Source organism: Collinsella sp. TF12-2AT, from assembly GCF_003436735.1.
GTDB lineage: Bacteria > Actinomycetota > Coriobacteriia > Coriobacteriales > Coriobacteriaceae > Collinsella.
In genome coordinates, this window is the sequence record NZ_QSQK01000001.1 from 252,122 (window position 1) to 271,470 (window position 19,349).

The following is a 19,349-nucleotide window of genomic DNA, read 5'->3' on the forward strand; positions in this document are numbered from 1 at the left end:
ATGTTTACTCCGCTTATCACTCATGATCTGGACGGTGCTGCGCTGGCGGCACCTGTCAATGCCGCGCGCTGCAACGGCGCCGCGTACAAGACGCGCACGATCGACGATCTGCGCATTAAGGACGATCGCCTGCGTGCGGCCATCGAGGGCACGGGGCACTTGCTGTTCGACGGCGGCATGGGCACCATGTTGCAGGCCGCTGGTATGAAGGCAGGCGCCCTGCCCGAGCTGCTCAACTTTGAGGAGCCCCAGGTCATTACCGACATTCAGCGACAGTACGTCGAGGCCGGCTGCGACGTGATCACCGCCAACACCTTTGGCGCCAACGCCCACAAGCTCGACGGTACCGCCACCGTGGCAGATGTCTTTGCCGCCGCTGTCGCCTGCGCCCGCGCGGCCGGCGCCCACTACGTCGCCGGCGATATCGGCCCCATCGGCGCGCTGCTTCGCCCCTTGGGTACCCTCAGCTTCGACGAGGCCTATGACCTCTTTGCCGAGGAAGTGCGCGCCGGCGTCGCCGCGGGCGTGGACCTCTTTATTATCGAGACTATGACCGACCTGGCCGAGATCAAGGCGGCCGTCCTCGCCTGCCGCGAGAACTCCGACCTGCCCGTCTTTGCCACCATGACCTTTGAGGAAGACGGTCGCACCTTCCTGGGCACGAGTCCCGAGGTTGCCGCCATCACGCTCGATGCCATCGGCGCCGACGTTTTGGGCATCAACTGCAGCCAGGGACCGGCCGAGCTCCGAGGACTCGCCGCTCGCATGCTCACCGTTACGGACAAGCCCGTTATGGTGCAGGCCAACGCAGGACTGCCCCACGTGGACGACGACGGCAACACCGTCTTTGATATCCAGGCGCCCGAGTACGCCGTGGCCGTCGCCGGTATGATTGAGGACGGCGTAAGCGTCGTGGGCGGCTGCTGCGGCACCACGCCGGCGCACATGGCGGCCCTACGCACGCTTATTGACAACCACACGCCCAGCCCACGCCATCGCAAGCCCAGTATGTCGGTCACGAGCGCCCAGACGGTCGTGGACCTTCCCTGCGACGGCCATAAGATTGCCGTCATCGGCGAGCGCATCAACCCCACCGGCAAAAAGCGCCTGCAGCAGGCCCTGCGCGACGGCGACCTGGACTACGTCGTGAGCCAGGGCATCAGCCAGCAGGAACAGGGCGCCGACATCCTGGACGTCAACGTGGGCCTGCCCGAGATCGACGAGGTCAAGATCATCCAACAGGCGACCGAACAGCTCCAGGGCTCCACGCTGTTGCCGTTGCAGATTGACTCCACCGACCCCGCAGCCGTCGAGGCCGCCGTGCGCCGCTACGCTGGCAAGCCCATCATCAACTCGGTCAATGGCAAGCAAAAGATCATGGATGAGATCTTTCCGCTGGTCGCCCACTACGGCACCAACGTTGTCGGCCTTACGCTCGACGAAGGCGGCATCCCCGATACCGCCGAGGCCCGCTTTGCCATCGCCGAACGCATCGTGGCCGAGGCCGCCCGCTACGGCATCGGCCCGGACCGTATCCTCATCGACTGCCTGGTCATGACCGCCTCGACCAATCAACGCCAGGCCGAGCAGATCCTACGCGCCATGTCCCTGTGCAAGGAGCGTCTGGGCGTCAAATGCGCGCTCGGCGTATCGAACATCAGCTTTGGCCTGCCTGCCCGCCCGCTGCTGGGCTCAGTCTTTTTGGCTGCCGCTTTTGGCGCGGGCCTGGACGCCCCCATCATGAACCCGGGCTCCAAGCGCTTTATGGATACCGTCTACAGCTATCGCGTCCTGAGCGTTGAGGACGAGGGCTCGACCGGATACATCGAGCGCTACGCCGGCTGGACCGATCCGTACAAGATTGCCGCAAACCCGGCAGCAGCTCAGGCCGCATCGACCGACACCGTGCCCGCTGCTGGCACCGCCGGCACCGACGGCAACGACGACCCGATTCGTCGCATGGTCGTCTCGGGCCGCAAAGGCGAGATCGCTGCCGAGACCGAGCGCCTGCTGGCAGACCACGACGCCATGGACCTCATCAACAATCACTTTATCCCCGCCCTCGACGAGGTTGGCGTCCTCTTTGACCAGGGTAAGTTCTTCTTGCCGCAGCTCATGGCCTCGGCCGAGGCCGCGCGCGTGGGCTTCGACACCATCAAGCGCCTGATGCCCGCCGGCGAGATTGCCGACAAGGGCAAGATCTGCGTGGCCACCGTCAAGGGCGACATCCACGACATCGGTAAGAACATCGTCAAGATGCTGCTCGATAACTACGGCTATACCGTCTTTGACCTAGGCCGCGACGTCGACCCGCAAGAGGTGCTCAAGACCGTGCGGGAGCGTGACATCAAGCTCGTCGGCCTCTCGGCGCTTATGACCACCACCGTCGTCGCCATGGAGGAGACCATCAAGTTGCTCCATGCCGAGGTGCCGGGCGTCAAGATCATCGTAGGCGGCGCCGTGCTCACCCCCGAATACGCCAAGCAGATCGGCGCGGACTACTACGCCAAGGATGCCGCCGAAAGCGCGCGCATCGCCGAAGAGGTCTTTGGGCAGTAACACAACGGAAACAACCGAGCACCAAAACGTGCCGCATGCGCCACTTGGCACGTGCGGCACGTTAGAATAGAAAAGACTATGCTCGTTTTGGCAGATAGGAGCGCAAGGATGGCGATCACGCCCGCAGAAATCGCGGAAACCCGCGGCATGGTTGAGGAGCAGAACCTCGACATCAGGACCATCACCATGGGTGTTTCGCTCATGGGTTGCGGTGACGAGAACCTCGACCGCATGTGCACGAAGATCTACGACCACGTGACGCACACGGCTGAGCATCTGGTCGAGACCGCCGAGAACCTCGAGCGCGAGTACGGTATCCCCATCGTCAACAAGCGCGTCTCCGTTACCCCGGTGGCGCAGATCGCCGCTTGCTGCAAGGATGAGGACCTCACCCCTATCGCGCACGCCCTCGACCGCGCGGCCGAGACGCTCGGCATCGACTACCTGGGCGGCTTCTCCGCACTCGTCCAGAAGGGCATCGGCGACGCCGATCGCCGCGTTATCCAGTCCATCCCCCAGGCGCTCGCTACCACCAGCCGCGTCTGCTCCAGCGTCAATGTTGCTAGCCTGCGCGCTGGCATCAACATGGACGCCGTGCTTATGGCGGCCCAGACCATCATCGATGCCGCTAGACTCACGGCCGACCAGGATTCCGTCGGCGCTTCCAAGTTTGTCTGCTTTGCCAACATGGTCGAGGACTCCCCGTTTATGGCGGGCGCCGTCCACGGCGGTGGCGAGGCCGACGCCGTCATCAACGTAGGCGTCTCGGGCCCCGGTGTTATGGCCGCAGCCCTGGAGACGCTGCCCGATTCCGCCTCGATGATGGAAGTCGCCGAAAAGATTAAGCAGACCGCCTTTAAGATCACCCGCGCCGGCGAGCTCATGAGCCGCGAGGCCGCCCATCGCCTGGGAGTCGAGAAGGGCATTGTCGACCTGTCGCTGGCCCCCACGCCCGCCATCGGCGACTCCGTCGCGCGCATCCTCGAGATCATCGGCGTGGGCACCTGCGGTGGCCCCGGCACGACCTGCGCGCTCGCCATGCTCAACGATGCCGTCAAGAAGGGCGGCGTCATGGCCAGCTCCAGCGTGGGCGGTCTCTCCGGCGCTTTCATCCCCGTGTCCGAGGACGCCGGCATGATCGCCGCCGTCGAAGCCGGTGCGCTTTCGCTCGAGAAGCTCGAGGCCATGACCTGCGTGTGCTCCGTCGGCCTGGACATGATCGCCATCCCCGGCGACACCCCGGTCGAGACCATCGCCGGCATCATCGCCGACGAGATGGCCATCGGCGTCATCAACAACAAGACCACGGCCGTCCGCGTGATTCCCGCCATCGGCAAGGGCGTGGGTGACTGCGTCGAGTACGGCGGCCTGTTCGGCCGTGCACCCATCATGCCGGTGAACCCCAACGCCGGCACCGTGCTCGCCCACCGTGGTGGACGCTTCCCGGCACCGCTGAACTCGCTGAAGAACTAGCTGAGGGGTTCGGGCGAGGAGCCCCGGGGAGGGCAAATATATAAGGTCGCCTGCTCGGACAGTCCTGACTCGCACGGAGAGCACATTAAGTGCTCTCCGGCTCGTGCGGAACTCGCGATCGACCTTATATATTTGCCCTCCCCGGGGCTCCCGCACAACGGGACCTCGGTTGGGTTCTATCCCGGTTGCAGTTGCTTCGCTCCTGCACCACATGGTTGATACGGCGGTTTGGCGTTGGATCGGTTCTTTCTGATATATGCTGGTTGCGGCTCTTCTTTTGGGAGGAGTCGCTTTTTTGTTGCTAGGAGGTTGGCCCGTGGTTGATGGGGATGCTCGCTCTGAGCTGCTTTCCACAGATTGGAACCAGGAATGGATGCGCCTGCAGGCTGGTCGGCGGCGGGCTGATGACTCTTTTGAGTGGGATAAGCGGGCTCGGCATTTTCGGCCGCTTGAGACTGCTCCGTATGCCCGGGACTTTATGAAGCTGTTGGCGTTAAAGCCTGGTGAATCGGTGCTTGATATGGGGTGTGGGGCTGGGTCGATTGCCATTCCGCTTGCTCAGGCTGGGCATCCTGTGATTGCTGCTGACTTTTCCCCTGCCATGTTGGGCACGCTTGATGCTGGCATTGAGTACTATGGGCTCGAGGATCGCATTACGCCGCTTGAGCTTGCTTGGGATGATGATTGGGATTTGGTTGGACCGGTCGCGAAAGCGGTGGATGTTGCCTTTGCCAGTCGGTCGGTTACGACGACCAATCTAAAAGATGCGCTTGCCAAGCTTGATCGAACGGCTCGTCGGCGTTGTGCTGTCACGATGGTCGCCAACTCCAGCCCGCGCTATGATCTGCACTTGATGAACGCTATCGGCGCCTCGGTTACCTGCAGTAATGGCTTTGTGTATGCTTTTAATATCCTCATTCAGATGGGTGCCCTGCCGCAGGTTACGTACTTTGAATCGCCTCGTCGCGATACCTTCGATAGCCTTGAGGCGGGCGTGGCGGACTTCTCCCGCATGCTCGAGCACGGTAACGAGGATAAGATCGACCGTCTGCGCGTCTACGTCGCTCAGCATATGATTGAAAATCCCCATGCCGGCGAGCCAGGGTCCAAGGGCGTGCCGCAGGGGCGCTATATGCTCGACCATATCCGTAAGGTTCGCTGGGCGTTTATTGCATGGGAACCGGTCTCTGAATCCCGCTCGTAGCCCGTTCACAGCCCGAGCTGCCCATCACCTCGGCATCCGCATTCTTTGCGAACTGGGCAAACGCGCTCCACACCGCGCCGTTCCTGCGCTATCGTGGGACAGCTCACGTAGATTAAGGCCCCGTCGCGGGGCACCCCATACATAGAAAGCGAGAACCCATGGCACTGACAGGAGCCCAGGTCAAGCAGCTTCGCAGCATGGCCCATCACCTCAACCCCGCCATCATCATCGGTAAGTCCGATGTCAACGAGGGCACCGTCGAGCAGACGGTCGCCTACCTGGAGAAGCATGAGCTCGTTAAGTGCTCCGTGCTCGATGGCTCCAGTCTTTCCGCCCGCGAGGCCGCCGAAGAGCTCTCCGAGCGTTGCCACGCCGAGGTCGTCCAGGTCATCGGCCGCAAGTTCTCGCTGTATCGCGAGTCCTCGCGCAAGGACATCGAGAAGATCAAGCTCGTCTAAGAGCCAATGATTCTGCGAGCCAACACATAGCAAGCTTTCGGGTGCCCAAGTACTTCGGGCGCCCGTTTTTTATCGCTCGACCAGCACGCGATTGAGCCGCCCCTCCACCAAGCGCTCGTATAGACGCCGCGTCTCGGGCTCGGGCACGCCATTGACCTGCTCCCTCAGATGGTGCATATGCCCGCTGTACAGCTCGACGATATCGCGCCGCCGCCCCGCCGCACTGTAGACGCGCATGGCGCAGCGCACCATATCCTCACGCGCCGTTTCCTGTCGAAGCCCCGACTCCGCCAGCCAAATCGCCGACTGCAGATCGTTTTCTTCTAGAGCGGCATTTGCTCCCTTAATCATGCAATCGATGTACTTTGACTGCATAATGCGTCGCATACGCAAAAAGTAGGTGGGGTTACAGCCATTGGGAACATACAGCGGTCCGGCATAAAGCTGCTCAATCTTAAGGCACAGCTCAACTAAATGGGGCCCGCGTGCGCCCGTGCGATTTCCCAAAACCTCGCGGCTTATCTGGTCAAACAGCCGTACATCGGTCTTGACGTAGTCGCCGTTGAGTCCGATGCATTCATTTTGGATGAGCACACACGACTTGCCATCCGGCGTCGGTCCCAAAGCCGACCGCAAGCGCGATATCGTCGAGTACAGGTTGTTGCGGGCGCTATTGAACTCGGCATGGGGCCACAGCTCCATGGCCAGCGTCTCACGATCGACGAGCGCATCCATGCCCAGTGCAAGCCGCTCGGCAAGTGTCGCCGCCTTCTTGCGGCGCCACATTTTGTCCGTGATGGGAAACCCGTCGCGCTCGGCGCGAAACGCGCCAAACATGCGAATCTCGATATGGTCGATGGTATCAACGGCTTCAACCTCGCCGGCCTGGAACAGGCGCTCGCCCTCCCCTTCCAAATCGTCGCGCAGCGAGTACCGCGACAGCTCGCGCACGGGAAGCTTCTTGCGAATCCTGGTCGCCGGCTCGCCCAGACAATGCATGGCAAGGCGCGCAAAGAGCCGATACGATGGCTCTAGAATCCCCGCACGATTCATGGACATCCAGGCCGCAAGATCGCTATCTCGCCCCGCACAGGCCAAATGCAGCGCCACCATCCAGGCCTCCGCTCCACCAACCTGCGTCTGGCTTATATCGAGCAACTCCGCTTCCTCACGTACCGAAACCATCGAGGTGTTACGCAGATACGCCGCGCGCTCCAGCAGCAATGCGTTATCGCGCATGTACGCAATCGACTCTTCGGCAAGTTTGAGCACTTGGACCGCACGGAACTTTGCATTAACCGGCCGTCCCTCTGCCAGCGACTGCCAGCCTTCTAGCAACAGGCCAAACAGCTGAATCTGGTTATCGCGCATGCGCACGGCAAAACGATCGAGCTCGTTGAACGCCGCGTCGTCGGTTACCGGCAGGCCGGAAAGGAGCCGCCGTGCCGCCAGCACCATGCGCACCCAGATAGCCATCGCCTTAAGCCCACGTACGTCGAGCGCCTCCCGCACCACCGTCATCTCGTCGTCGCGCTCGTCGGTTCCCGCAAACGACCCGTCAAAGAGCTCCACCAGCATGCTATCGGCCCGTATAACAATCCCCGCGATGTCGAGCTCACAGTCGTAGGCCTTGCTCGTTTTGAGCTGCTGTAGAACGCCGCCGTCATCTCCCCGTTCGGTCAGGCATCGCTTGACCTCGATATGCGCGGACAGCATGTCGAGTGCGGTGTGGGACGTCTCTATTTCTGGCACGGCCAGGTTCGTAGGAAGCCCAAGCCCGTTGTCCCCATAGCAAACAGCCGTCAGTGTCTGGGCCACCCTCCATGAAACAGGGTCTATTTCGCAGGCCGCCCGTTCGCCCCCGCGCTCGATGACCGATGCCATATAGCGAGCGAGCTTTGTATTGGACACGCTGACCGCTGCCAGATATACGCCAAGCGCCTCGGCAGGCGTTGGCTCTGGAGCCGGATCCTCGGCATCGATCGTGCCCAGCGCTGCTCGGCAGATATCGGCCCCGTGCCCCGTCAGAGCCAGATCGACCCCATACTGCCCAGCAAGTTCAAGGACCGCATCACGGTCCAAAAAGGCGTCCGCCAGGCCCATCGCCGCATCGGATCGGCCCGCCTTAAGCAAAATCCGGGCCGCCCTCGGAACAAGTTCGGGGCGAACCTCGGCCACCAACTTACGCAAGCGCAAGCGTCCGTTATCCTCCGTGCCCAGACACGTAAAACTCCGCTCGGCGGGGTCCAAGCCAAAGATCGGGTAGTCGCGTACGAAGTAGGACTGGTCGACCATCGATAGCCTCACCCCGCAAGCCTCGAGTTCTGCGATATTGCCCTCGCCCATCAAAATCATGAGACATGCCACGCAAAACAGTGCATTATTGTCGAGCGAAGCCAGGTCGACAAGTGCCGCGCCATATACGTTGACAATCTCGTTTTCGAGCAGACCGGCTACGTCGCCTTGGCCATACAGACCCGTCTGCAATGCCGAAACGAGCTCGGGCACGCCCTGCGTGAGCTGATAAAAGTCGAGCGATGTGCTGATCGAAAACGCCGATGCCCACGCCGAATACTCATAGGCATGCACCTTGAGCATCTGCGCATTGATCTTAACCGAATCGCCCAGCCCATGAATCAGTTGACGATTTGAAGGACGGCAGGAGATAAAGACCCCCACCCCCATAGCGCGCAGGCCGCGAATCCTGTCGATGAGGTCTTCGGTATCGTGCTGATCGAGGTTTGGCACATTATCAATCGCGATAAGGGAGTGCGGTTTGTCTTTGAGTTCTTCGGTAACCACCTCGAGCTGCATAAACACCTCGCGCCCAGTGGCGCGATCGGCCTCGATAATCCGCACGGGGCCTCGCGTCGGGTCGCATTTAACCTCATGGGTGTACTGCAGCAGCACCGAGGTCTTCCCAAACCCGTCGGGCGCATAAAGAACCACGATGCCGGCCTTTCGGCCCTTGGCGAGAAGCTCATTCATCAAGCGTTCGCGTCGCACCATATAGCCACCGCCCAGCGGCATCAGCTCGAGGTCGTCCATACTGCCCAAATCGTTTACCATGCCCGCTCCTCAACTCGACCGTATGGACACTGTAACCGCAAGACCATACAAGCCGCGCTATGAATAGAGCGACCTTGTGTTCTAGGTTGTCTTTTGGTACGCAAGCGGCAAGTTTTTGTACAGCGAGGGCCGATTGTTATTAATCCCCCGACTAATCGGTCTTTAAGCAGGTAAATGAGCTTGTCAGCTTGTCCCATCTAAGCGGCAGTGTAACGCAAATGAACAAGGTTCAGCTATGTCATTCAACTCGCCTAGCACCCGCTACCGTCTACGACCTTTTAGTGGCATTTTTGCATAGAATCTGGTATGGAATGAATCAAGCTGTTGGGCATCCGGCATTCGTCAAGCTTGCGGCAAGATTTTGGTCAAGCGGGCGGAGAGGGATAACAAAAAGGCCCCCGCAAAGCGGAGGCCTTAGGCAAGGCTATGTCGAGATGCAGGATTCGCGCTACTCGCAGAGCGAAAGGGCGGCCTCGTCGGCAACGACAACGCAGTTGGTGTGCAGCTGCAGGATCGAAGCCGGGCACGCGGGCGTAACCGGACCATAGCACATGTCATGCACGGCCTGAGCCTTGGCCTCGCCGTTGGCGACGACTAGGATCATGCGGGCATACATGATGGTCTGGGTACCCATGGTGTAGGCCTGACGGGGAACATCGTCGATGCTGTCGAACAGGCGGCTGTTGGCCTGAATGGTGCTCTCGGTGAGGTCGACGCAGTGCGTGCCCTTGGAGAAGTGGTCATCGGGCTCGTTGAAACCAATGTGGCCGTTGTTGCCAATGCCGAGCAGCTGCAGATCCGGGTAACCGGCGGCGGCGACGATCTTGTCGTACTCAGAGCAGGCAGCGGCGGCGTCGGGGTTGGAACCGTCGGGCACATGCGTGTTGTTCAGGTCGATGTTGATGTGATCGAAGAAGTTCTCACGCATGAAGTAGTGATAGCTCTGGGGATCGTCGTGCGAAAGGCCGCGATACTCGTCCAGGTTGTAAGTGCTGACCTCGGCAAAGTCGACGTCGCCCTTCTCGTACCAAGCAGCGAGCTGCTTGTAGGCACCGATCGGGGTGGAGCCGGTGGCAAGACCCAGCACGCAATCGGGCTTGAGGATAACCTGCGCCGAGATGATATTGGCGGCCTTGCGGCTCATATCCTCGTAGTCTTTAGCTTTAATGATCTTCATTACGCGTCCTTTCTCGTACAAGAGAGGCAAGGCTCCCCTTACAAGCACTTGCCCGCGGCCCGCGTCGGCCGCAACCAACGTGTGCGGCCACCAGGGCGAGGTCGCGTAATGTATGTGTCTCGTGTCTAGCCGCGTCGAGGCCCCTGCCCGTCCACGGTGACCCAAAGCCGTTTAGCTTCGGACAAATCCCATCTTGCCACGGAGGGCGCCCTCTTTCAAGGGCGCCCTCCATAAACGTGTTTGAATTGTAGGCTAATGGCCACGTGCACTTACTAGCGCTCGCGAGCAACGATGAGCTGGTCCATCTCTTCGACATGCGCACCAACGGAGCCCTTGATACTCGAGAACTCAACGGAGTTGCACACCAAGATGGGAACCGTCACATCGTAGCCCTCGGCAGCAATTGCCTCGCGATCGAACTCGATGAGCACGTCACCCTTATGGACGACATCGCCCACCTGTGCATGCACGCTAAAATGCTTGCCCTCAAGCTGAACAGTGTCCAAGCCAACGTGGATGAGCACGTCTAGGCCATCGACCGTGTTGAGCGCAACGGCGTGACCCGTGGGAAAAATGGCCTCGACCTTGGCGTCTGCCGGCGCAATCACACGCGTGCCGGTAGGCTGAATCGCCACGCCCTGGCCCAAAAGGCCGGTGGCAAATGTCTGGTCATTGACCTCGGACAACGGAATGACGTCGCCCGAGATGGGAGCATCCAGCGTAAGAACTCGTCCACGCATACCAAAAGACCTTAGGACTTTAGTGAACATGCTCCCCCTCGGACATACCAATCAATCAAAATAGCTTTAACAGTTTACCACTTGGCACCCGTTTTTGACCATTAGGGAAGTTCGCGCTTGACAACCTCGACGATGTCGTCGACAACACGCTGAGTGAGCTCGTGCGTCTCCGCCTCGGCCATAACACGGACCAGCGGCTCGGTACCGCTCGGGCGCACCAGAATGCGGCCGCGGCCGTCAAGCTCCTTCTCGGCGGCAGCGACGGCGTCCCAAATGGGCTGGCAATCGTCCAGGCCGGCCTTGTTGTCGGAATGCACGTTGACGAGTACCTGCGGGTACTTCTTCATGATGCCGGCAAGATCGGTGAGGGTACGACCGGTGCGCTTGAGCACGGCCAGCAGCTGCAGAGCCGTCACCAGGCCGTCACCGGTGGTGTTGTGCTCCAGGAAGATGATGTGGCCGGACTGTTCGCCGCCGATGACGGCGCCATCCGCGAGCATGCGCTCCAAAACGTAGCGGTCACCCACGGCGGTCTGAACCATCTCGAAGCCCTGCTCCTTCATAGCGATGGAGAAGCCAAGGTTGCACATGACGGTCGAGACGATCTCGGAGTTGGCGAGCTTGCCGCGGGCGGCGAGGTCAGAACCGCAGATAGCCAGGATGTAGTCACCGTCGATCTCATTGCCCTCGCCGTCGACGAACAGCACGCGGTCGGCGTCGCCGTCGTGGGCCAGGCCGATATCGGCGTGGGTGCGCAGCACGAGCTCGCGCAGGGGCTCAAGGTGAGTGGAGCCGCACTCAACGTTAATGTCGGTGCCGCAGTAATCGGTGTTGATGGCATGGACCGTGGCGCCCAGGCGCTGCAGCGCAGCGGGCGTGGTCTGGCAGGAAGCACCGTGACCGCAGTCGACGGCAACAACCAGGCCATCGAGCTTAAGGCCGTCGAGCGTGCTGATGGCATGATCGACATAGGCCTTGCGGGCGTCTTTCATCTTGATGATGTGACCCACACAGGCGCCGGTCGGCAGCGTGTCGGCAGCCATGGCCTCCTCGGACATGACCCAGGCGCTGATCTCTTCCTCGACAGCATCGGGAAGCTTCATGCCCTTGCGGCTAAAGAACTTGATGCCGTTGAACTCCGGCGGATTATGCGAAGCGGAGATGACGATGCCGCCGTCGAGCTCGTTTTGGACGGTGAGCAGCGCCACGGCCGGCGTAGGGATAACGCCGCAGCAATGCGGACGGCCGCCCTCTGCCATAATGCCAGCGGTCAGAGCACTCTCGAGCATGGTACCCGAAAGGCGCGTGTCGCGGCCGATGCAGATGTCCGGGCCAAGGAACTTGGTCGCCGCGCGGCCCAGGCGAAACGCGAGGTCGCACGAGAGGTCGGCATTGGCGACGCCACGGACGCCGTCGGTACCGAAGATGTTCTGGGGCATAGGATCGCTCCTTCCCTAGCAGGCGATATACAACCGCCCGCCCTAGTCGAAAAAGAAAAGCGGGACCCGCCGAGGAATCGGCAGGCCCCGCTTGTACATTGTATCTCGAAAGGAGATAAAACCTTAGCGCTTGGAGAACTGGGGAGCGCGGCGGGCCTTCTTGAGGCCGTACTTCTTGCGCTCGACCACGCGAGCATCGCGCGTAAGGAAACCGGCCTTCTTGAGGTCAGCACGGTAGTCGCCAGCGTTCAGAAGAGCGCGAGCGATGCCCAGACGCAGAGCGCCGGACTGACCGGAGATGCCGCCGCCATCGCACAGAGCGATAACGTCGAACTGACCGGCGGTGTCGGTCACCTTGAAGGGAGCAAGGGCGTTCTCAACGAGCTGATGACGGCCGAAATACTGCTCGGCGTCACGCTTGTTGATGGTCACCTTGCCGGTGCCGGGGACGAGACGGACGCGGGCGACGGCGTTCTTACGACGGCCGGTACCCTGGTAGACAACGGTGTTCTCAGCCATCTTTAAGCCTCCAGCTCAATCTTCGTGGTGTTCTGGGCAGCATGCGGATGCTCGGCACCAGCGTAGACCTTAAGCTTGGTCATCTGGGCACGGCCGAGGGTGGTCTTGGGCAGCATACCGCGAACGGCGCGCTCGATGACCTTCTCCGGGTGCTTCTCCATAGCCTGGCGGAAGCTCTCAGCCTTGAGGCCGCCGTTGTAGCCGCTGTGGCGATAATAGGTCTTCGTGTCGGCCTTGTTACCGGTAAGCTGGACCTTATCGGCGTTGATGACGACAACGAAGTCGCCGCAGTCGCTGTTGGGCGTGAACTGGGGCTTGTTCTTACCGCGCAGGATCATTGCGATCTGGGTGGCAAGACGGCCCAGGACAGCACCATCGGCGTCGACGAGAACCCAGTTGCGCTGGACCTCGCCCTGCTTGGCGTAGTGAGTCGATTTCGAAATCACTTAGACTCCTCCATGTACAGTACGTGTTGTTACAGAGATTCACGGGGCTCTGCAAGTAACCCGTCCATATTACCCCGCTCGCCGTACGAGTCAACAGGTATTTTGGCTCCGACCAGAGTTTCTGCACATGTCATCCACGAGCCGTGATTTTTCCAACTCTTTAGCTGTTGTCATTTTTTGAGGGTTCGCCGTCGCTAGCGCTCAACGAACTCTTGGATTTCCGCGAGCAGGCGCTTTGCCTCCTGACGGCCCTGGATATACAGGTCCAAAAGCTTTGCCGGATCGTGCTCGACATGGCCGACCTCGACCGGCTTTTGCGGAGCGATGACCAGCGCGCGGCCCTCGCGCTCATACTTCCACAGGTGCATGCGCTGGAGGTTATAGCGGTCGTGGCGCGTCTCGATAGCCTCGAGCAGGTAGGGGTAGTCGGCATAGCGGGCGCGCGCGGCAGGCATAAACTCGTAGGGCTTTTTCTCGTACGAGCGGTCCTGGGTGACGATGACGACCGCACGGTCGAAGCCCGCCTCCTCGAGCACATGCTCGATAGGAACCGAATCGGCCACGCCGCCGTCGACGTATTTGTGCCCGTCGATCTCGACCGGCGGCGTCACCAGCGGCAGCGAGGTGGAGGCGCGCACAGCATCGAGGTCGAGCACGGCGCTTTTGACCGGCAGGTAGGCAGCGGTTCCAAACAGCATGTCCGTCGCGACGGCGTACATCTCGATGGGGCTCGCGTCGAACGCCTCGTTGTCAAAGGGATCCAGGCGGTCCTGGATATCGTTGAAGATAAAGTCGTAACCCACGATGGAGCCCGTGGATGCGAAGGATGCGGCACCCATGTAGCGGTTGTCATTGCAGAAGGTCAGGTTGATGCGATTGACGCGACCGATCTGGTGTGACTTGTAGTTGACGCCGTTGAGCGCACCGGCCGATACGCCATATACCGCCGGAATTTCGACACCGGCCTCCATGAGAACGTCGAGCACGCCGGCGGTAAACTGCCCACGAAAACTGCCACCCTCCAAGACGAGCGCGACCTTGCCGGCGTTCTTTGCCTTATCTTCTGCAGTCATATTGACCTCCTGCGATTGCGTTTTGGCTTTCTTCTACCCAGTTTTGGAATGGAGGGCGCGCAGGTTTTTCGAGGCGGCAGGTGCAGCGGAAAGTGCGTCCCAGTTTGAGGCGGGATTACGGGATGCGCTTTCCGCTTGGACCGCCGTTGGGAAAGCGCGACCCGTTCTGAGCGCGGATTCCGGGATATACTTTCCGCTAGCCATTCATTTGGAAATTGCATCCCATTCCGAATGAAGATTCCGGGATGCAGTTTCCGCTTGAGGCGTCATCCGGAAACTGCACCCCAGTCTGAGCCGGAATTCCGGGATGGATTTTCCGCCTGGGCCGCCGTTAGGAAAGCGTGTCCCACCCTGCGTTGCCGTAGCGTTTGCTTAACGTCCGCGCCCTAAACAGAGTTCGATTCTCCGCGGATGAAGGGGATCTGTCGGCGCGGGGCACAGCCAGCAGAAATGCCGTCGGCAGCACATCTGTTTTGGCTGGGGCTTTGCGCGGAGAATCCGCGTATTTGCTTCGCAAATCCGCACCGGCTTCGGCCACCTGCCGGCGTCCTCGCCCGCGGGCTAAAAACGCTTACGCGTTTTCTTTACGCCCGCGCCCTGCACAGAGTTCGATTCTCCGCGGTGCGGACAAGAAATAAAAGGCAGGTAGATATGAGTATCTACCTGCCTGTTACTTATGGTGGAGGCGCGGAGAATCGAACTCCGGTCCACGAAAGCCCCCTGATTGGCATCTCCAAGCTCAGTCGCTGGTTTAGTCTCGGACGCTTTGCGCGCAGCGACACGCTCGCGGTGTCCTAACCGGTTCGGTCTTAGCCTGCGCCATACCGATTACGTGCGCAGGAGCATTCCCCTAACATGACGTCGCGCCGGTGTCGGGGAAATCACCGGGTTGACGCGCCGCTATAAACTAAGCAGCGAGAGCCATAGGCTCAAAAGAAGAGTTGTTGTCAATTCAATTTGACGGTACCCCTGTTTAACGAGGCGAGGAGACCTCGGCTTGCTTCCTCTCTCAGAGCTATCGTGTCGAAACCAGTCGCCCCCGAATGTCGGGAAAGTCTGGATGGTATCGGGCCTGCAAACACCCGATAACCGTCGACTTTTCAAGGAACATGCGGGGCAAGCCCCGCTTGTGGAGTGTTATCTTACCACGTTCTGAAAGCGGACAGCTGTTCTATGCACGAGCTGTGAAGACCCCAATGTGCGCCACACTTCGCACTTTTGCTACCGATCGCGTCACGTATATTTTCGCCAAGCAAAATTGACCCGTCGAAAGGACCGTTATGGATACCAAGCAGCAACTCGTCAATGCCCTCGCAGGCCTAGGCGCAACCATTACCGAAGCTATGGATGTCATCGAGGGCTTTGTCCCCTGCGGACATCCCGCCCTCACGGTATCGAACGCACTCGTCGCGCTGGACGCTGACGATGATGCAGCTCTCACTCAGCGGCTTGAGACCGTCGAGGGCTTTATCGACCACGTGAGTGAGAACCGCGGCGTGGCTGCCTACCACGGTATCGAGGTCGAGCTCGCGGGCCCCAAGGCCGATCTGTTCGCAGCAATCCGCGAGGTAGGCGCCCTTATGCAGACCGCAGGCGTCAAGAACACCCAGGTCAACGAGTGGGTCTACCGAAGCCTGGCAGCACTCGATAGCTCCGACGAAAAGGCAGCCGAGCAGCTCGCAGAAAGTCCCGCCATTAAGGCCGAGCTTTTGTAAATAGCAGACGCGGGCCCCTTGGCGCATCGTCGTCCAAGAGGCCCGCAAACAGTTTGCGTCAACCGATAGCCGCGCGGCCGCGTTCGGCCAAAGCCAGAATCGGCATCATTTGGCGCGGGGTCTTTGCTGCAAGATCGGCATGTTCGAGCAGCTTGCGATCGTTGGTCACCAAGTAATCGACCTGCGCGCGCTTGCACGCGGCGAGCACCAAGTTGTCCTCGTAATCGCGATGGAGCGCTACGTATTTGTCGGCCAGCCAAAGGTCCGACGCATCTGCACCCACGGCCGTGGCGTTTTCGGTCATATTCCGAACAAACGCCAGCGCCGCATCGCCAATCGCGCGGGCAGAAGCCTCGTCGAGCGCTCCCCCGCTGGCAAGAACGCTACGCTTCAGTTCGTGCTGGACAACGTACAGCACGTCCTTGGCGATATGTACCGGAAAGAGCAACGTTGCGCCCGATTCCGTCGCCCGCCCAATAAACGCACGCGCGGCAAGCGACTCGGCATGGTCGACGCAAAACGAATCAACCCATACGTTGGCATCCACCATTATTTTGAGGGAAGCCCTGCTCACAGGATCATCCCCTTTTGGCGATAGCGCTCGTCCATGGCTTCGGAATAGATTGTGTCCCAATCGCGATCGTCGGATACGGGCGACGTAGCGATGCCCAGATCCGCGTAAAGCTGATCCGCCACCGCCCATGATGCGGCGAACGGTGCATCGGGCGCGACGGTCTGCTGCCGGTCGTCGACGGCCGCAAGCACTTCCTCGCACTGCCCGCCACCCTGCGCGACCTTAGCCACCACCTTTTTGATGAGCTCGGGCAGTGACCCACCCGAAAGCCGCAGCACCTCCTCGGCACGGTTCTTGACCTGGCGATCTACGCGAACGTTCACCTGCGCCATGCCGCTAACAGCACCCACGCCGATCCCGCTCCCTTCAATTGCTAGCCCTGCTAGCAACACTATATAGAGAAGCTAGCACATGGTCAAACGCAAAAGGCCTGCGCTCGGACGACACCGATGCCGTCTGGGCGCAGGCCAGATAACGTGGGCGAACACGTCTGCTAACGCAGGTACGCCTTTGCGTTGCCCAGGCTGTAGGCGATCGTTGAGCCGTTGTGCAGCAGTGACGACGTCTGCGGAGTGATCATGCCGGTAATACCCAATGCCAACAGCGCCGAGTTGGTGAGCATCACCTTAGAGTAGGAGCTCGTCAGACGATCAATGAGGCCCTGACTCATGCGGCGCAGGCGCACGATTGCGGCAAGATCCGTATCGGTCAGGATGATATCGGCGACCTCCTTGGCGATGTCGCTTCCGCCACCCATCGCCAAGCCCACGTCGGCCAAACCGAGCGCCGGCGAATCGTTGACGCCGTCGCCCACCATGGCAACATGGCGCCCCTCGCTCTTAATGCGCTCCACATAGGCGTACTTGTCCTCGGGCAGCAGTTCGGCCTTAAACTCGTCGACACCCGCCTCTCGCGCAATGCGCTCGGCCGTGCGCTCGGAGTCGCCCGTGAGCATAACGACATGCTTGACGCCCAGCGCATGCAGGTCGGCGATTGCCTCGCGGACCCCGGGCTTGAGCGGATCCTCGATGCCGAGCACGCCGACGACCTTGCCATCGACCGCCAGATACAGCGGTGACAGGCCCTGCATCTGAGACTCAATGCGCTCCTTAATGTCGGAATCGAGCTGCGCGCCCTCGTCCTCAAACACAAAGTGTGCCGAGCCGATAATCGCGCGACGCCCTTCAATGGACGAAGCGATGCCGTGCGCCACGATGTATTCGACAGCAGCATGGCGCTCGCGGTGCTCGAGCCCACGCTCGCGTGCCGCATTGACCACGGCACGCGCCACCGGATGCGGAAAATGCTCCTCCAAGCAAGCGGAAAGGCGCAGGACCTCGTCCTCGCTCCAGCCATCGGTGGTGAGCACGCAGGCAAGACGCGGCTGCGCCTCGGTAAGCGTGCCGGTCTTGTCAAACACAATGGTGTCGGCCTTGGCAAACGACTCAAAGTACTTCGCGCCCTTGACCATGACGCCCATCTTGGCAGCATCGCTCATAGCGGTCATGACGGCAACGGAACCCGTGAGCTTGAGTGCGCACGAGTAGTCGACCGTCAGTGCCGCCGAGGTCTTGATGAGGCTGCGGGTAGTAAGCGCAACCAGGCCCGCGAGCAGGAAGTTCCACGGGACGATCTTGTTGGCAAGGTCCTCCATATGCGACTGGCCCTCGGACTTGAGCGAGTCGGCCGTCTGCACGAGCGAGACGATTGAGCGCAGTTTGGTTTGCGCCGTATTGGCGCGCACGCGCACCAAGATGCCGCCGTCTTCCACGACGGTACCGGCGAACACGTCGTCGCCCACGCTGCGCTCGACGGCCAGCGGCTCGCCGGTCAGGGTCGCCTGGTTGACCATAGCGCTCCCCTGCTCGACAACACCGTCGATGCAGATGGACATGCCGGTGCGCACGGCGACCAAGTCGCCGTGCTCGAGCTCGGTGGCGGCAACGCTTACCTCGGTGTCGCCGACGACCTTTTGCGCCTTGTCGGGCACATCGAGCAGCGAGTTGATGAGCTCGTTTTCGCTCATGGCGCGGGTGTAGTCCTCGAGCAGCTCGCCCACGTTGAGCAGGAACATCGTCTGGCCCGCGGTGTCGACATCACGCTTGACGAACGAAATGCCGATGGCCGAAGCGTCGAGCACGGGAACGGTCAGGCGCGGCTGCGCGAGCTCATGAAGGGCAGCGCGCAAAAATGCCATGTAACCGGCCACGACAAACACCGCACGCAGAGGCGTCGGCAAGAACCAGCGACGTGCGTAATGGGCACCGATAAGTGTGGCAAGATCCATGACGAGCTTGTGCTTGCGTGGCTCAAGCTGCATCACGTAGCCTGTCTTTGCGTCGGCAATGGCCTGAGCGTCGAGCGCACCGACGGCGGCCAGCACGGCATCGCGGCGCGACTCGTCGTATTCGAGTGCCATCTGGCCGATGCGGCCGTAGACGCGCACCTTGTGCACGCCGTCGATGTCGCCGCCAAGCTTAAGAAGTGCATCGAGATCGCTCTCTGGCACAGGACCCGCCAATTGAAGACGGGTCCTGCCGGGGATCTCGCTAATAATCGAGAATCTCATAGTTTGTGCCTGGGAGCGTTACTCGGCTGCCTCGTCAGCAGCGGCCTCGCTCTGGGTGATGTAAGCAGCCTCGGCAACCATGTCGTCGACATTAGCCTTGGCCTGCTCGACCATGTCCTGGTAGCCGTTCTTGATGCGCATGCCACACGCGATACCCTGCACGCAGGCATTCTTGACCGGAGCGCTGGTAAGCAGCTTGATGCCGGCCGTGCCAAGCAGAAAACCGCCACCGACAAGCAGGGTATTGAACGTCGACTTCTTCATGTTGCTTCTCCCTTTTGCCGCATTGGACGCGGCACGGTGCCTCAGCACCCGAGTAAATAAGTTTGCTCGA

The 19,349-nt window shown here is 60.8% G+C and carries 16 protein-coding genes and 1 other RNA gene; 5 read left to right on the forward strand and 12 right to left on the reverse strand.

The features are described from left to right. The 4 genes from DXD24_RS01070 to DXD24_RS01085 all read left to right on the forward strand — a co-directional run bounded on the left by DXD24_RS01070 (position 1) and on the right by DXD24_RS01085 (position 5,694). Positions 1-2,559 carry a homocysteine S-methyltransferase family protein gene (locus DXD24_RS01070; protein WP_199407958.1) on the forward strand — a complete coding sequence of 853 codons (2,559 nt, stop codon included), beginning with the start codon at positions 1-3 and terminating at the stop codon, positions 2,557-2,559. Between the two features lie 108 nt (positions 2,560-2,667). Next, entirely contained in the window at positions 2,668-4,032 is a 1,365-nt protein-coding gene (locus DXD24_RS01075; protein WP_117563617.1) for a PFL family protein, read from the forward strand. Between the two features lie 478 nt (positions 4,033-4,510). Continuing rightward, entirely contained in the window at positions 4,511-5,236 is a 726-nt protein-coding gene (locus tag DXD24_RS01080) for a methyltransferase domain-containing protein (RefSeq protein ID WP_117563744.1), read from the forward strand. Positions 5,237-5,394: 158 nt separating this feature from the next. Further along, positions 5,395-5,694: a YhbY family RNA-binding protein gene (locus DXD24_RS01085; protein WP_117563618.1), complete on the forward strand. Its 300-nt coding sequence runs from the start codon at positions 5,395-5,397 to the stop codon at positions 5,692-5,694. A 69-nt stretch (positions 5,695-5,763) separates the two neighbouring features. Here the strand turns inward: DXD24_RS01085 and DXD24_RS01090 are convergent, their stop codons facing one another. The 8 genes from DXD24_RS01090 to ssrA all read right to left on the reverse strand — a co-directional run bounded on the left by DXD24_RS01090 (position 5,764) and on the right by ssrA (position 15,198). Then, positions 5,764-8,763 carry a BTAD domain-containing putative transcriptional regulator gene (locus tag DXD24_RS01090; RefSeq protein ID WP_117645904.1) on the reverse strand — a complete coding sequence of 1,000 codons (3,000 nt, stop codon included), beginning with the start codon at positions 8,761-8,763 and terminating at the stop codon, positions 5,764-5,766. Between the two features lie 448 nt (positions 8,764-9,211). Then, positions 9,212-9,940, reverse strand: coding sequence for a glucosamine-6-phosphate deaminase (gene nagB, locus DXD24_RS01095; protein WP_055251013.1), 729 nt, complete (start codon positions 9,938-9,940; stop codon positions 9,212-9,214). Positions 9,941-10,212: 272 nt separating this feature from the next. Next, the gene (locus DXD24_RS01100) at positions 10,213-10,680 is read right to left on the reverse strand and encodes a PTS glucose transporter subunit IIA (RefSeq protein ID WP_316242586.1); all 468 of its coding nucleotides are present in this window, start codon (positions 10,678-10,680) and stop codon (positions 10,213-10,215) included. Between the two features lie 101 nt (positions 10,681-10,781). Continuing rightward, the gene (gene glmM / locus DXD24_RS01105; protein ID WP_117563621.1) at positions 10,782-12,119 is read right to left on the reverse strand and encodes a phosphoglucosamine mutase; all 1,338 of its coding nucleotides are present in this window, start codon (positions 12,117-12,119) and stop codon (positions 10,782-10,784) included. Positions 12,120-12,242: 123 nt separating this feature from the next. Beyond that, a complete protein-coding gene (gene rpsI / locus DXD24_RS01110; RefSeq protein ID WP_022094634.1) occupies positions 12,243-12,638 on the reverse strand; it encodes a 30S ribosomal protein S9 in 396 nt (131 codons plus the stop codon). Between the two features lie 2 nt (positions 12,639-12,640). Next, positions 12,641-13,084 (reverse strand): 50S ribosomal protein L13, encoded by a 444-nt coding sequence (gene rplM / locus DXD24_RS01115; protein ID WP_117645906.1) that lies wholly within the window; start codon positions 13,082-13,084, stop codon positions 12,641-12,643. 194 nt (positions 13,085-13,278) lie between these two features. Continuing rightward, positions 13,279-14,157, reverse strand: a complete 879-nt coding sequence (locus DXD24_RS01120) for a patatin family protein (RefSeq protein WP_055251009.1) — start codon at positions 14,155-14,157, stop codon at positions 13,279-13,281. A gap of 677 nt (positions 14,158-14,834) precedes the next feature. Next, positions 14,835-15,198: a transfer-messenger RNA gene (gene ssrA / locus DXD24_RS01125) on the reverse strand. Between the two features lie 239 nt (positions 15,199-15,437). Here ssrA and DXD24_RS01130 point away from each other — a divergent pair. Then, positions 15,438-15,872 carry a hypothetical protein gene (locus DXD24_RS01130; RefSeq protein ID WP_117645908.1) on the forward strand — a complete coding sequence of 145 codons (435 nt, stop codon included), beginning with the start codon at positions 15,438-15,440 and terminating at the stop codon, positions 15,870-15,872. 58 nt (positions 15,873-15,930) lie between these two features. On the opposite strand, the gene DXD24_RS01135 is transcribed toward DXD24_RS01130, so the two are convergent. From DXD24_RS01135 to DXD24_RS01145, 4 genes are all read right to left on the reverse strand, one after another. Then, on the reverse strand, positions 15,931-16,446 hold the full coding sequence (locus DXD24_RS01135; RefSeq protein ID WP_158548894.1) for a PIN domain-containing protein: 516 nt from the start codon (positions 16,444-16,446) through the stop codon (positions 15,931-15,933). After that, positions 16,443-16,796 (reverse strand): hypothetical protein, encoded by a 354-nt coding sequence (locus DXD24_RS10065; RefSeq protein WP_055251003.1) that lies wholly within the window; start codon positions 16,794-16,796, stop codon positions 16,443-16,445. The genes DXD24_RS01135 and DXD24_RS10065 overlap by 4 nt, the downstream gene beginning before the upstream one ends. Positions 16,797-16,939: 143 nt before the next feature. Beyond that, on the reverse strand, positions 16,940-18,955 hold the full coding sequence (locus tag DXD24_RS01140) for a heavy metal translocating P-type ATPase (RefSeq protein WP_233502284.1): 2,016 nt from the start codon (positions 18,953-18,955) through the stop codon (positions 16,940-16,942). A 78-nt stretch (positions 18,956-19,033) separates the two neighbouring features. Next, a complete protein-coding gene (locus tag DXD24_RS01145; RefSeq protein ID WP_055250999.1) occupies positions 19,034-19,279 on the reverse strand; it encodes a DUF6110 family protein in 246 nt (81 codons plus the stop codon). Positions 19,280-19,349: the final 70 nt, after the last annotated feature.

Coding starts and splice junctions, on each gene's coding strand:
- DXD24_RS01070 (WP_199407958.1), top strand. CDS start 1: ATGTTTACTCCGCTTATCACTCATGATCTGGACGGTGCTGCGCTGGCG.
- DXD24_RS01075 (WP_117563617.1), top strand. CDS start 2,668: ATGGCGATCACGCCCGCAGAAATCGCGGAAACCCGCGGCATGGTTGAG.
- DXD24_RS01080 (WP_117563744.1), top strand. CDS start 4,511: ATGAAGCTGTTGGCGTTAAAGCCTGGTGAATCGGTGCTTGATATGGGG.
- DXD24_RS01085 (WP_117563618.1), top strand. CDS start 5,395: ATGGCACTGACAGGAGCCCAGGTCAAGCAGCTTCGCAGCATGGCCCAT.
- DXD24_RS01090 (WP_117645904.1), bottom strand. CDS start 8,763: ATGGTAAACGATTTGGGCAGTATGGACGACCTCGAGCTGATGCCGCTG.
- nagB (WP_055251013.1), bottom strand. CDS start 9,940: ATGAAGATCATTAAAGCTAAAGACTACGAGGATATGAGCCGCAAGGCC.
- DXD24_RS01100 (WP_316242586.1), bottom strand. CDS start 10,680: ATGCGTGGACGAGTTCTTACGCTGGATGCTCCCATCTCGGGCGACGTC.
- glmM (WP_117563621.1), bottom strand. CDS start 12,119: ATGCCCCAGAACATCTTCGGTACCGACGGCGTCCGTGGCGTCGCCAAT.
- rpsI (WP_022094634.1), bottom strand. CDS start 12,638: ATGGCTGAGAACACCGTTGTCTACCAGGGTACCGGCCGTCGTAAGAAC.
- DXD24_RS01120 (WP_055251009.1), bottom strand. CDS start 14,157: ATGACTGCAGAAGATAAGGCAAAGAACGCCGGCAAGGTCGCGCTCGTC.
- DXD24_RS01130 (WP_117645908.1), top strand. CDS start 15,438: ATGGATACCAAGCAGCAACTCGTCAATGCCCTCGCAGGCCTAGGCGCA.
- DXD24_RS01145 (WP_055250999.1), bottom strand. CDS start 19,279: ATGAAGAAGTCGACGTTCAATACCCTGCTTGTCGGTGGCGGTTTTCTG.